The sequence below is a fragment of the Collimonas sp. genome (genome assembly GCF_039923675.1).
Classification (GTDB): Bacteria; Pseudomonadota; Gammaproteobacteria; order Burkholderiales; family Burkholderiaceae_D; genus Collimonas.
Window position 1 is genome coordinate 1 of record NZ_JBDTCG010000083.1, and the last position, 12528, is coordinate 12528.

General features: G+C 55.7%; 11 protein-coding genes and 1 pseudogene. 4 read left to right on the plus strand and 8 right to left on the minus strand.

Annotated elements, in window-relative coordinates:
• Nucleotides 1-328: 328 nt before the first annotated feature.
• The gene (locus tag ABI171_RS18375) at nucleotides 329-2152 is read right to left on the minus strand and encodes a DUF885 domain-containing protein (protein ID WP_348093980.1); all 1824 of its coding nucleotides are present in this window, start codon (nucleotides 2150-2152) and stop codon (nucleotides 329-331) included.
• Between the two features lie 285 nt (nucleotides 2153-2437).
• Nucleotides 2438-3160, minus strand: a complete 723-nt coding sequence (locus ABI171_RS18380) for a TetR family transcriptional regulator (protein ID WP_348093981.1) — start codon at nucleotides 3158-3160, stop codon at nucleotides 2438-2440.
• Nucleotides 3161-3229: 69 nt separating this feature from the next.
• Here ABI171_RS18380 and ABI171_RS18385 point away from each other — a divergent pair, with 69 nt between their 5' ends.
• Both ABI171_RS18385 and ABI171_RS18390 read left to right on the plus strand, forming a co-directional pair.
• Nucleotides 3230-4183: an SDR family oxidoreductase gene (locus ABI171_RS18385; protein ID WP_348093982.1), complete on the plus strand. Its 954-nt coding sequence runs from the start codon at nucleotides 3230-3232 to the stop codon at nucleotides 4181-4183.
• 144 nt (nucleotides 4184-4327) lie between these two features.
• Nucleotides 4328-4561 carry a hypothetical protein gene (locus ABI171_RS18390; protein ID WP_348093983.1) on the plus strand — a complete coding sequence of 78 codons (234 nt, stop codon included), beginning with the start codon at nucleotides 4328-4330 and terminating at the stop codon, nucleotides 4559-4561.
• A gap of 146 nt (nucleotides 4562-4707) precedes the next feature.
• On the opposite strand, the gene ABI171_RS18395 is transcribed toward ABI171_RS18390, so the two are convergent.
• The 5 genes and pseudogenes from ABI171_RS18395 to ABI171_RS18415 all read right to left on the minus strand — a co-directional run bounded on the left by ABI171_RS18395 (nucleotide 4708) and on the right by ABI171_RS18415 (nucleotide 8804).
• Nucleotides 4708-5697, minus strand: a complete 990-nt coding sequence (locus ABI171_RS18395; protein ID WP_348093984.1) for an alpha/beta hydrolase — start codon at nucleotides 5695-5697, stop codon at nucleotides 4708-4710.
• Between the two features lie 20 nt (nucleotides 5698-5717).
• Nucleotides 5718-6251 (minus strand): annotated as a pseudogene (locus ABI171_RS18400) (alkene reductase); the annotation flags it as partial.
• A gap of 38 nt (nucleotides 6252-6289) precedes the next feature.
• Nucleotides 6290-6994, minus strand: a complete 705-nt coding sequence (locus ABI171_RS18405) for an SDR family oxidoreductase (protein WP_348093985.1) — start codon at nucleotides 6992-6994, stop codon at nucleotides 6290-6292.
• 83 nt (nucleotides 6995-7077) lie between these two features.
• Nucleotides 7078-8079, minus strand: coding sequence for an NADP-dependent oxidoreductase (locus tag ABI171_RS18410; protein WP_348093986.1), 1002 nt, complete (start codon nucleotides 8077-8079; stop codon nucleotides 7078-7080).
• 116 nt (nucleotides 8080-8195) lie between these two features.
• Nucleotides 8196-8804 carry a TetR/AcrR family transcriptional regulator gene (locus ABI171_RS18415; protein WP_348093987.1) on the minus strand — a complete coding sequence of 203 codons (609 nt, stop codon included), beginning with the start codon at nucleotides 8802-8804 and terminating at the stop codon, nucleotides 8196-8198.
• A gap of 239 nt (nucleotides 8805-9043) precedes the next feature.
• On the opposite strand from ABI171_RS18415, the gene ABI171_RS18420 reads away from it, so the two are divergent.
• The gene (locus ABI171_RS18420; protein ID WP_348093988.1) at nucleotides 9044-9658 is read left to right on the plus strand and encodes a DNA-3-methyladenine glycosylase; all 615 of its coding nucleotides are present in this window, start codon (nucleotides 9044-9046) and stop codon (nucleotides 9656-9658) included.
• 196 nt (nucleotides 9659-9854) lie between these two features.
• Here ABI171_RS18420 and ABI171_RS18425 read toward each other — a convergent pair whose 3' ends face one another.
• Nucleotides 9855-11462: an alpha-L-arabinofuranosidase B gene (locus ABI171_RS18425; protein WP_348093989.1), complete on the minus strand. Its 1608-nt coding sequence runs from the start codon at nucleotides 11460-11462 to the stop codon at nucleotides 9855-9857.
• Nucleotides 11463-12147: 685 nt separating this feature from the next.
• Here ABI171_RS18425 and ABI171_RS18430 point away from each other — a divergent pair.
• Nucleotides 12148-12309: a hypothetical protein gene (locus ABI171_RS18430; protein WP_348093990.1), complete on the plus strand. Its 162-nt coding sequence runs from the start codon at nucleotides 12148-12150 to the stop codon at nucleotides 12307-12309.
• Nucleotides 12310-12528 lie beyond the last annotated feature (219 nt).

Below are 12528 nucleotides of genomic sequence, written 5' to 3' on the forward strand. Positions count from 1 at the left end.
TCCCGCGAACGCGGGAATCCATGTTGAATCACCTACTTAAGTTGGATCCCCGCGTTCGCGGGGATGACGCTTTATCAGCAAATGACCGCTTTTCACGGTCAATCTGAGGTACGTAACTAATCAGGAATATTTTTATCTTTTCTGGCACTATGATTTCAGCAATCTCTCATCGAATATCCGTTGCTCCTGTCGCTATGATTCGACTCGGCTGGCGACTATTGGCTGGCGGTTATTGTCGAGTGGGGAACAGCATCAAGGCGATCAATTTTCTCCAATAATGCCTCATTCGGCATGATCCACAATGGAGAGGCGCTGCGCTCATCGCACGTCAGCTTTCCTTCTTGACCTTATCGACCCAGTCATTGACAACGCGCTCCAATATCGTAAGCGGCAACGCACCGTGCGACAGTACCGCGTTGTGGAATTTCTTTAGATCGAAATTGGCGCCCAGCGCCTGTTTTGCGTGCTCCCTTAGCGCGAGAATCTTCAACATGCCTGCCTTGTATGCCAGCGCCTGTCCCGGATTGACAAAATAGCGCTCAACCTCTGCCGTGACGTCGCCTTCGGACATGCCGCTATTATCCATCATGTAACGGATCGCTTGCTCTCGCGTCCAGTGCTTATAGTGAATACCTGTGTCGACCACCAGGCGTGTGGCGCGCATCATTTCGTCCCGCAGACGACCAAGGTTATCGAGCGGATCGCGTTCAAAGCCGAGTTCGCTGGCTAACCGTTCTGCATATAACGCCCACCCTTCGACGTACGCTGTAAACGGGATCACCGTACGGAAGAACGGGACGTCCTTCAGCTCTTGCGCAATCGAAATCTGAAAATGATGGCCTGGAATACCTTCATGGTACGCCAGTGTGCGCATTGCGAATTTCGGTGTTTCGCCGGGGACGCGCATGTTGGCGTAGAACACGCCTGGACGTGAACCATCTATGGATCCCGGCTGGTAATACGCGCCAGGAGCGGTCGCCTGCGAAAATTCCGGCACCGCTTTTACTTCGACGCCAAGTTTCGGCCGGATATCGAAAGCGGGGCCCAGACCTTGGTTGACCTCATCGAGTATTGCCTGGTATCGCGCCAGCATCGCCTGCTTACCTTCAACGCTATTGGCATATTGCTGCCGGGGGTCGCTTGCCAGATGTTGCACGCGTGCGCCTATGGTGCCGTCGGTTAATTCCAGGCCTTTTAACAGTGCATCCATTTCTGCACCTACGCGGGCGACTTCCGCCAGACCAAGCTCGTGAACTTGCTGCGGCGTCATATCGGTAGTTGTGTGCATGCGCACACACCACGCATAGTAGTTGTCGCCGTCCGGCAAGTGCCATGCGCCATAGTTGCCCTTGGCCTTCGGCTCCAGAGCACTGAAATAATCAATCAGTTTTCCATACGCGGGATAGACGCTATGCTGGATTGCCTGGTCAGCTTGTGCCAACAATTGCGCGCGGGTTTCGGCATCAAGCTGCTCGACGGGAATCTTGTCCAGCTTGTCCTTGAAGCTGACAAACAAGATATTTTCCATGGACGGTTTGGCGATGAATCCTTTCATTTGCACGACGACTTTGTCCACCGTGAATTGGGGCGGCACCAAATCCTTGCTCTCGCGTAGCTTCAAACTTTCCAGCAGTTGGTCAAACTTGCGCGAGAACTTGTTCAGGCGCGCGATGTAGTTTTCCGCTTCGCGTTTGTTCGTCACTTGGTGAATCTGTACCATGAAATCCGGTAATCCGCTTTGCATGCCCTGCATCTGATTGACCGGAAAATCATAGTCGCGGAAGCGCTCGCCATCCACCTGTATCTGCAAGAAGTAAGCCAATGTGTCGTATGACAATTGACCTTCGCGGTCCAAGCCGGACCTGTCGTAGCTCTTGAGCGTCGCCAGATCGCTTTTCAATGCATTGAGATTTTTTGTATCCTGCGCAGGCGACACGTCGTCCAGATCCGCGCTATAGAAATCGGCCCAGCTCGGCAAGATGTGCAGCGATGACAGCATTTCGGGACTGTCTAGTGCGAACGCCGCAAACACTCGGCCGTAAAACCAATCGATTTTCAACGGTTTGAAATACCAGGTGTGTACGAGCAATATTGCTGCCAACAGCAAAATAGACATCAACACCGCAAACAGCCACTTTGCTGCACGTTTCATCTGATATCTCCGGAAATGTTCTTCAATGGCGGATGAAGGCAACGTTCAATGTTGCGCCTCAATATTCGGAAGTAATCCACAGCGCAGCCAGCTACCTCACCTACCGTGTTATGATTAATTATAAATATTGCCACATAACAATTATCTGGGCAATATCGAAAACATCAGAGATAAGGGCTGCCATAGTCTGGCTCTGGCCCCCGCCGCTTGTCGCCGCGATTGCTGCCATACGACCGTTGCCACGAATAATCAGGAGGATCCGGTCATGCGCGCGGCAGGGCAAGCTCAGGTCGGCCCCAGACCTTGCAACAGCAGCAGCAGGCCCGCCGCAAAGTCGGCTTCAAAGTCATATCGCAACGGTTGCAGTTCCGGCAGCGACAGCACATCGGCCAGCGCCTCGGCCGGGTGGCTTAGCGGCCACAGCCCGATCAGCAATGCCATCGCCAGGCGCAGGAACGTGACATAGGCGGCGAACGACAGCGTCGGCGCGCTGCGGTGCAGTTGATCCGCCACATCAGCCGTCAACGCCAATGAGTTCAGCTTGAATTCCGTCAGCCGCTCGGGCGACACATTGTGCTCTATGATGGACGGCAAGATGCTGAACAAACGGCACATCAGCGGATAGGCCGCGCTCGCGCCCGCGAAGGCTTGTGCGATCTGTTGCACCGTAGCGTGCCGTGTGGCGGCGAGTCGCATGCGCAGTTCCTCCTGCCATAGCACCGACTCCTCCTCCAGCAGCGCCAGCAACAATGCTTCACGATTTTCAAAATACCGGTACACATTCGACTTGGTCATCTGGGCGCGGCGCGCTAGTTCGTTCAAGCCCAGTTCGCTAACCTCCATGCCGCCGTGCAGGGCCGCCTTTGCTGTTTCCAGAAGATGCAGGCGACGCTCTTCCTTTTGTTCGGGGCGGCGGGCGCGTTGGAATGGCTCTGATGTTGTCATAAAATAAATTGAAGAAATATTCGAAAATGCCGAAACGGTATCGATTGCAGCAGCGCTTGACAAGAGACCGGTGGTCTTATATATTGGAGACCATTGGTTCTTTATTTATTATATCTCACATCGGAGCGCAATATGCCTACCCCACTCATGGTTAGTTCAGAACTTCTCAACAAGGATTTAACCGGCAAGACTTACGTCGTCACCGGCGCCAATTCAGGCATCGGCCTGGTCACCATGCAGCAACTGGCCAAACAAGGCGCCACCGTCGTCATGGGCGTGCGCCGCGTTCAGGAAGGCAACCGCGTCGCCGCCGAGATCCGCCGCGAGGTGCCGTCGGCCAAGCTGGAAGTGTTCCAGCTCGAGCTGGGCGACCTGTCGTCGGTCCGTGCATTCGCCGCCGAAGTCAACCGTCATCATCCGCAGCTGCAGGGCTTGGTCAACAACGCCGGTGTCATGAAAACCCCGTTCGGCCACACCAAGGACGGCTTTGAAACGCAGTTCGGCGTCAACCACCTGGGGCACTTCCTGCTCACCAACCTGCTGACGGACGCCTTGAAGGCCGGGGCGCCGTCGCGGGTCGTCAACCTGTCGAGCGCTTTCCATGAGTTCGCCATGGGCCGCAAAGGCGATATCCACTTCGACGACCTGAACTACCAACGCCGCCAGTTCGATTCCTGGGAAGCCTACGCGCAATCGAAGCTGGCCAATCTGCTGCACGCGCGCGAGCTCGGCCGCCGCCTGGCCGGCACCGGCGTTACTGTTGCCAGTGTCAATCCCGGTTTTGTGCGCACCAACCTGATGAAGGTCTCGCTGCCGATGTGGCTGCAGCGCTTGCTGGTGATTCCGGTGCTGCGTCTGTTTGGCATGATCGAGCCGTGGGAGGGGGCGCAAAGCACCTTGCACGCGTTGCTGGCGCCGGAGGTGGAAAAGCAATCGGGCGCGTACTACAGCCAGATCGCCCCCTATAAGGATAAAGCCTCGCGTAAGGGCGGCTGGCCGCTGCGATCGCCCAATCCGGTGGCGCACGACGACGCCGTGGCCAAGCGTTTGTGGGACGCCAGCGAAGTCCTGGTGCAAGACAAGTAAGCGTGTGGATGCTCTGGTCGTATAAAACCGCCATCGTTGAAAGCGCTGCATTGTGACGCTTGAACAGCCACGTGGCTGCCGCCGCCCGTCATACAGCCGGGCGTGTGGCGTGGCACGCGGTGCAATCACATAGGAGCCACGGTCTTGAGCGGCATTCACGAAACTGCATTGAAGTGCGAAGGCAAGTCCGACAGACTTTATTATGCGTTTTCAGAGATCCAGGCCACGCTACGGCTGCAGGTAATCCATCAATCCTTGACACCACATCACTTCAACAATGTCACCACTGATAAGCTGGAGCACGTAGTTTCAAAGGTGGTTTTCACAGGAATGCGGGACATGGCAAGCTCGGTCCGCGCCGTGATGGTCAAGCTCTGACTCACGCCTTAGCTGGCACTGAACATGGAGCCATCGCAAATCAGCATGTTTTGGCATGCGATGGAACCACCGCCGACCGCGTTTCCGCACAGGGCCACCATGTGGCGGAGCCGATGACCACCTAGTCGACGTCGGCGCGGCATGCATTACTGCGCCTTGTGAAGGAACTCAAGCGACTTGCTGACGAAGTCGTCGTGGAACTGAAACAATGCGCCATGGCCGGCATCGGGATAAATAATGAGCTCGCTATTCGGCAGCCGTCGCGCCAAGTCGCGCGAGTTCGGCGTTGGAACCATCCGATCATTGTCACCATTGACAACGAGCACGGGATGCTTGACGACGGATAAATCCACAGACTGTTTGGCGCCCCAAGCGCGCAGGGCCTCTAATTGCGCCATGAACGCGGTCATGGTGATTTCCTTGTCGCGGTTTTCCGAGCGTTCCTTTATTCGTGCCAAGAACGCTTTACCTGCCTCTATGCCGCCAGGCGTACGTGTGAAGAACAGAAACTGCTTCGCATCCTGCCTCGTAAAGAAGCCCCGGAGCATGTCGTACAAAGTCACCCCTGTCACTGAACTGATGCCTTCGCCACCAGCTGGCCCTGTCCCCGCGAGAATCATCTTGCGGACGAGTTGCGGCTCCTTCAGCACAATTTCCTGGGCAATCATTCCTCCCATCGAAAGGCCCAAGAGGTCGACTTGCTTGAATCCCATCGCTTTGATGAAGGTGATGGCATCGTCTGCCATTTGCTCCATCGAATTCGACGGCGTGCCGCTAGACTCCCCGATGCCGCGGTTGTCGAAAGTAATTACGTGATGCGTTGCGGCGATACCGTCCACGACCCGGGGGTCCCAATTGTCCAGTACCCCGGCCAGGTGGACGAGGAACACCACCGGTGTGCCGCCATTGCTCTTCCCAAGCTCTCGGTACGCGAAGTTTACGTCGCCTGCCGAGATGGTTTGCGTTGGCACGCTCTTCCAGGACTCCCCCGAATTTTGGCTGATCGTCTGCGGGCTTTGACGCGAACCATCGGCCATCGCATCTGTCGTCTCAGCTGCCGTTGACTGGAATGTTGCGGCCAGAGTGATGCCGAAGATGGCGGCCTTTAGCAGATGACTCGTGGTATTGATTTTCATGATTAAGCTCCGAGCATCGGATAGTCGTTCGCTGCATATAGTTCGACGCCATCAAATCCGGCCTCGACCGCAAGTCGCGCCGCTTGCACGTATTCAGCAACCGCATGGGCAATGTCGTCCTCGGTCATTGCGCGAGGGACGCTGTGCGGCTGCATTCCCAGCGAATCGGTATACATCTCTCCTGGGCAAGGGCTGGCCATCGGCCCCAACACTTCCCCGCCCGCAGGTAGGTTGGCGACATGGCTAACGCGCCCTGTGTGCATGAGCTGAACAAAAATCTTGCCTCCCTTGGCATGCACCGCACCGATGACCAGCTTCCATCCGCGCACCCGTGCTTCGTTGAACAAGCCAGGACTGCGGGCATAGCCCAAACCGTCAGGCGATGGCGAGGCGCCCTCGGTAATGATCAATCCCGCAGAAGCACGCTGACCGTGGTACTCGGCCATCAGCGCATTGGGAGTGTTGACGTCCACAGCTCGATTGCGCGTCATCGGCGCCATGAAGATGCGATTGTCAAGTTGAAGAGAGGATGCCAGGAGAGATGTGAATAACATGGTTGTCTCGCTCGTTGGGCGAGTTGGATGTTCCGGACTCAGTCGGCTTGGGGAAGGTAGACCGGGCGCGGCGCCGTCAGTCCTTGCCTGACCTGTTGGGTCAACGCATCGGCCAACACTTCATCGGCGCCTGCCTCGAGCCCGTCGAGAGCGCGCTGAACGATCTCCTCAGGACTGCTTTTCGGCGCGTCCAAGCCGCGCGTGAGGTCGGTGTCGACGTAGGCCATGTGCAAGCCCAGTACCTGTGTTTTTTGGCCCGCCAGCTCGTGGCGCAGTGCGTTGGTCAACGACCACGCGGCCGATTTACTCGCCGAATAGGCGGCTAACTCACCGCCATTTACCCACGACGCGACCGACAATACGTTAAGCAGCGCGCCTCCGCCGTTGGCTTTGAGCAGCGGCGCGAAGGCCTTGCTCATGTTCAGCATTCCAAAGAAATTGGTCTCGAAGATGCGCCGCGCAACCGCTTCACTGTCCTCCGAAAGAAACCCGCCGGGTTGGGCAATGCCGGCGTTATTGATGACCAACGTCACGTCCGCAGCATGTAGTGCGGCGGCAGCGACCTCCTCGGGATTGGTGACGTCGAGCTGCAAAGCTTGAACGCCTGGCAAAGTAACCGTCGAAGGATTTCGCGCGGCGGCGTAGACCTTGCGGGCGCCACGAGCAAGCAACGCTTGTGCAAACGCCAAGCCGATTCCGCGGTTGGCGCCAGTGACGAGGACGACGGCATCTTTAATATTCATTTGAGACTCCTTGGGTTATAAATTGACAAAATATATGATGTTTATCATATTCAAGAACGAACAAAGACGTTAATAGCGAAGAATCATCTGACCTTGATGACGACTTTTCCTTTAGCACGCCCGCTTTCAACGTAGGCCATCGCATCGTTGGTAGATGCGAATGGGAAAACCTTATCTACCACTGGACGTATGGCGCCAGACTCGATGAGAGCTGTGATCTGCCGTAACTGGCTTCCGCTGGCTTTCATGAAAAGGAATGAAAAACTGACGTTTCTGCGTTTTGCCTTTTTCCTGATTCCAAAGCTCAGGATGCGCATGACCTGCTTCACAAACCAGGGCGCATTGATTTCCTCAGCAAACGCGGGATCAGGCGGCCCGGAGATTGAGATGAGCTTTCCGCCGGGCTTGAGCACCCTCAGAGACTTCTCAAGCGTCTTTCCGTCTTGGCTATTCAGAACCACGTCATAGTCACGCAGAATTTTTTCGAAATCGTCTTTCTTGTAATCGACGATCACGTCTGCACCGAGATTCTTCACCAACGCCACATTGCCTGCGCTTGTGGTTGTGGCCACAGTCGCCCCCAAATGCTTGGCCAATTGAATGGCAAATGTGCCCACGCCACCAGAACCTGCCTGGATGAAGACCTTCTGTCCCTTTCTAAGCTTCGCCTTTTCAACCAGTGCTTGCCAAACCGTCAAGCCAACCAGTGGAATGGCGGCAGCCTCTTCCATGGTGATATTCTTAGGCTTGATCGCAAGGGAGCCCTCTTTGACGGCGACGAATTCAGCGAACGTGCCAATCCGGAAATCATCGGCTCTGGAGTACACTTCGTCGCCAGGCTTGAATTGCTTTACGCGAGGCCCAACACGGGTTACGACCCCGGCCACATCGTGCCCCAGAACGAAAGGCGTGCGATAAGGCAGGATGAGCTTGAATTCCCCGTTCCGAATCTTGGAGTCCAACAGGTTCACACCGGCAGCGTGGACCTGCACCAATACCTCGTCGTCGCGCAATTCCGGCTCAGGCACTTCACCTGCCCGCAAACTCCCCTTTTTTCCATAATGATCAACGATGAATGCTTTCATGCGTTTCCTCTTTTCAATAATTTTGGTTAGATCAATTCGAATATGGTCACATTACTAAATATTATACTCATCATATTTTAAGTCGGACGGAAAGGCAAGCACAGGAACCCGCAGAATCAAGTATCGGCGGGGGCGAGTTTTTCCAACGCCGCCTTGATAAAACCTTCGGACAGCTTAGGGTCGTCGACAGCACGCGCCAGCAGCATGGTGCCGACCATGGTGGCAATAGTCATGAGCGCCTGCTCGTGCGCACCCGGCTGCCCCCAATCGGGCAACTGGCGGGCAACGACATCAATCATCTCCTTGATGTGACGAGTGGCCGCACGCCGGACCTCGGGTGCTTGGCGCGGCATCTCCGAGCCGAGGGCGGAAATCGGACAGCCAGTCTCGATGGCATCGAAATGCTCCTTCGATAAATAGGCGCGCACTATCGACGGCAACGCCTGCTCCGGTGGCACGGCGGCGGCGATGCGCGCCGACAAGGCCACTGCCTCTGCACCGGCGCGGTCGGCCGCTTCGGCAAGCAGTGCCTCACGCGACTTGAAGTGGGCGTAGAAGCCACCGTGCGTCAGGCCGGCCTCCTTCATGATGTCAGCGACACCAGTGCCGGCGTAGCCGCTACGTCGGATAGCGCGCGCGGCGACTTCGACGATACGCTCGTGCGTGATTTCCTTGCGGCCAGCGGTTTTTCGTTTGATTGCCTGCTTTTCCATGATGATCATCATATATAATTTTTACGCAATACGCAAGGACAATCAATGTTGATGGTGGTTAGCTGTCGCGTTGATAGTCGAAATGGAGAGTAATTTATCGATGCTCAGCCGGGATCAAGCTGCAAATTGTTATCATCACCACTCAATCAGCCTTGATAAAAGCCGTTCATCATGTCCAGCCGCACTGTTCGCGCCCTCGCCTCCAGCCTGCCCAAGGCACTACCCGACGCTTTTTTGACCGTGACGCCCAATTGCTGGCCCGGGACCTGCTGGGCAAAGTCATCCGCCACCGGGTCGGCAAGCTGTGGCTCAGCGCCAGAATCATCGAGACCGAAGCCTATTATCGCGAAGAAAAAGGCAGTCACGCGTCCCTCGGCTACACAGAAAAACGCAAGGCTTTGTTCCTGGATGGCGGCCATATCTATATGTATTACGCCCGAGGCGGAGATTCCCTGAACTTCAGCGCTCAGGGCGCCGGCAATGCGGTACTGATCAAATCAGCCTATCCGTGGATCGATGAATTGAGCGGGCCGGCGAGCCTGGCCCGGATGTTGTTGAACAACCCCGACACGCAAGGCCGTCCGCGCTCCTCGCAAAAGCTGTGCGCCGGGCAGACTTTGCTGTGCAAGGCATTGAACCTGAAGGTGCCGGTGTGGGACGCCAAGCGCTTCGATCATGAAGTGTTGCTGGTGGAAGACACCGGCCACACGCCCGGCCACGTCATTCAAACTACGCGCCTGGGCATTCCCCGCGGGCGCGACGAACACCTGATGTATCGCTTCGTCGATGCGTCCTATGCGCCTTACTGCACACGGAACCCGTTGCGTCGGGGGCAGCTCGAAGGCCGTGATTATTTTTTGCTGTGAACGCCCTGCTTTGCGAGCTGCACACCGACTACAACGAGGGTTCTTCTGTCTCTCGGGAATCCATGGATTCGACGATCAATACTGCGCCGACGCTGAAAACAGGATCGGCCTGACGCCCTGAAAAAAAGGGAGGCACAGTCGTACTACGTCAAGCGCCTCCCGTTTTCTTACAGACCGATACTGATTCTGGCGGATTTCAGGGCGCCCAAGGCGTCGTAACAAGCCAGCTGACATCGTTGATCCAGACATTTTGCGTATCGAAATTATTTGGACCACCATTGCTGCTAACGTAAAGAGTATTGTTGAAGTGACGCAGATAGCGAGTCGGGTAGTTATAGGAATGGAACGAGAAACCTTGCCCAACTTTTCCTGGCTCGGAACAGAAGGTTGCGTCCGCCCGGAACTGTTGGCTTCCGTCCATGGGCTGCCGGTAAATCTGGAAATTATAGTGGCGCATGAATTGACCAGGATAGTCACGTGATTCGAAGGAGTAGCAGGTCTGATCTGCAAGACCGGCGCGCAGGATCCACGTTCCGTCTTGCGCGTTGGAAGTTGAGCTTGCACTGGAGATTACCGCGGTGACCACCGTGCCGCTTTGCGCTGTGCCGCCGCTTTGTTGACTGATGTATCGCGTCGTGCAACAAGGGGTGGTAGCGTTCAACGAAATAGTTGAATCCGGGCTCAGTACCCCTCCTGCGGTCGAACTCTTGCCACCGTAGCCGACGCTCACGATGTTGGCCTGGACGGCATTATCGACGGCATCGCTAGCCACGCCTGCTGTCATCACCCCTTCGAAAAATGAACCGATCGAGCCGTTGCTGTTGTCGCCGCCAGTGCCCAGAACAATAGAGCCCTCCTGCTTCATGGGGGTGTAGGTCGGGTTAAAGCCTGTCGTGGGCAATGGGCCCGAATAGCTGGTAGAGAGCGCCCCACTCTGCGCATTACCGTGCTTGAGCGCGAAATTCTTTTGGCCATCGTTTTTCAGCATCGCGGTCACGTAGGGTTCCGTGTCGCCGGTATTGGTTGTGTCTTTGCTCGACCCCGTTTCCGACTGAAACAGCCCGTTTTCGAGGTCGGCTTGCACCCAGGGGCCGTTGCCGTTAACAGTAAAATTACTCCAGCGTTCGTTGCCGAAATTGATGGCATCCATGTGTCCGTTGCCGGTGTCATTAAGCGATATTTCGGCGTTACCATAGTCGAAACAGCAGCCGCTGTTAAAGTGGTTGCCGGAGGTGACCATATACATGCTCTCTGGACTGCCGTTCCTTGCGACCATCGTGCCGACTACATTCCGGTAACCCATATGGCCGGAGAAAGAGGCGCCATATACTTTGACGCCGCCTGCGGTTACCGGCAGGGCATCCGCTGGAACCCCGTTGTCGGCCGCACCGTTACCTCCCTTTGGCTCAATGGCCAGGTCGTTCTTGTTGGATGTCTGGTCGTAGATGATACTGATTATGCACGTCGTCCCGGAGCAAAACGCGTCCTGGTCGCCAGCCTTGGCATAGCCGCCCTTCGCTTGCACGCCAATGTCCTCCTTGGTACTGTCCGAAGCCCGGGTAACTTGGTAGAGCGGGCCATTGTAGTTGGCGAACAGGGCACGTGTGGTGCTGTGCGCGGCGACGCAAGCCGTTCCCCCGTTTGCGTAGATGTCACATGGCAGGAGGCTGGCCGTCACAGCCAGCGTGGTGCTTCCGTTTGACCCGATGCCGGCCGCCATTGAGACAGTTTGGCCGGCCAACAGCACAGTCAATCCCAGGACTGCCGTAGCGCCAAGGCGGCGCAGTAATAACCCATGTTTCATTTTGAGGTCTCCTCCAGTTATCGTTGAACAGCATGGCGAATGTTTATCAATTCAGATCACGGCCATCGGCCGTCTTTCCCGCTCGGTGCAAATTACAGCAAGCAATCGTCTGACTGGAACCGTCAGGTCCATCTGGTGAGGGCGATATTGAATCAACCGGTGGCTGCCCGGCTTATTGGAAGGCAGGCGCCGGCTTCAATGCCGCATTGTTCGCAGGGGTAGTGGCTAGCGTCTCAGCAACAGGTGTCACAGTAGCTGGCGCGATGACATCAGGAAGGGGGACTTGTTCCGAAGCGTAGTGCCGATGATGAAGGATTACCTCGTCCAAAGCCTGATAAATTAGTGCTCAGGCAAGAACACAAAACGACAACGGTTTTTCTCCTGAAATCAAACATTATTCTGTCTCCAGCATCTTTATTGATTGCTCACGGCGGCAATGTGCATCTCAAGAGCAGCGCACTTCGAGAATCTGGCAGATGGCGTGCCATGGATGTGGTTGTATATTAGAAACATAACCAATGTTTATCCAATGAAGTATTTCGAGAGGTTGATACTCAATTAGATATCAACAGATTGGGGCGTTGGCGCGCTTGACGCATTCGGGCCGCGATCACCAGTGATCGTCCATCGAAATTTCACCTTCCAAGGGCGACGTAAAATTACCGCTACTTTTGGAAAGCAAGAAATGAAGAAGATACCGAAACAGGCATACACGGCCAGGTTCAAGAGTCTGGCAATCAAGTGCGTGACGGACGGGAATTCGATTCCGGCCACTGCTAAGGAATCGGGGTTGAGCGGCCAGGCGCTGCGCAACCGGGTCAAGGCTGCGGCGACTGGCACGCCATAAGATTGTACCGTTGCTCGACCATTCAACAGCGTCGAGACAAACGTCTTCTTACATAACACTTTCCACAAGACATGACGATCGATAATTACTGCTCAGTCGAATTTGAATAGTTCTGCCGGAGTAGCAATCAGGACATTCGCCCTGTCATTCTGATCCGGCAGAAAACTCTTCAGTTGCTCGCAGGCCTGGCGGTAGACAACGTGTTCTTCGTGTTGGGTA

Bases quoted from the DNA above. Each gene is read 5' to 3' on its own strand.
- ABI171_RS18375 (WP_348093980.1), bottom strand. From the start codon at position 2,152: ATGAAACGTGCAGCAAAGTGGCTGTTTGCGGTGTTGATGTCTATTTTG.
- ABI171_RS18385 (WP_348093982.1), top strand. From the start codon at position 3,230: ATGCCTACCCCACTCATGGTTAGTTCAGAACTTCTCAACAAGGATTTA.
- ABI171_RS18395 (WP_348093984.1), bottom strand. From the start codon at position 5,697: ATGAAAATCAATACCACGAGTCATCTGCTAAAGGCCGCCATCTTCGGC.
- ABI171_RS18405 (WP_348093985.1), bottom strand. From the start codon at position 6,994: ATGAATATTAAAGATGCCGTCGTCCTCGTCACTGGCGCCAACCGCGGA.
- ABI171_RS18410 (WP_348093986.1), bottom strand. From the start codon at position 8,079: ATGAAAGCATTCATCGTTGATCATTATGGAAAAAAGGGGAGTTTGCGG.
- ABI171_RS18415 (WP_348093987.1), bottom strand. From the start codon at position 8,804: ATGATGATCATCATGGAAAAGCAGGCAATCAAACGAAAAACCGCTGGC.
- ABI171_RS18425 (WP_348093989.1), bottom strand. From the start codon at position 11,462: ATGAAACATGGGTTATTACTGCGCCGCCTTGGCGCTACGGCAGTCCTG.
- ABI171_RS18430 (WP_348093990.1), top strand. From the start codon at position 12,148: ATGAAGAAGATACCGAAACAGGCATACACGGCCAGGTTCAAGAGTCTG.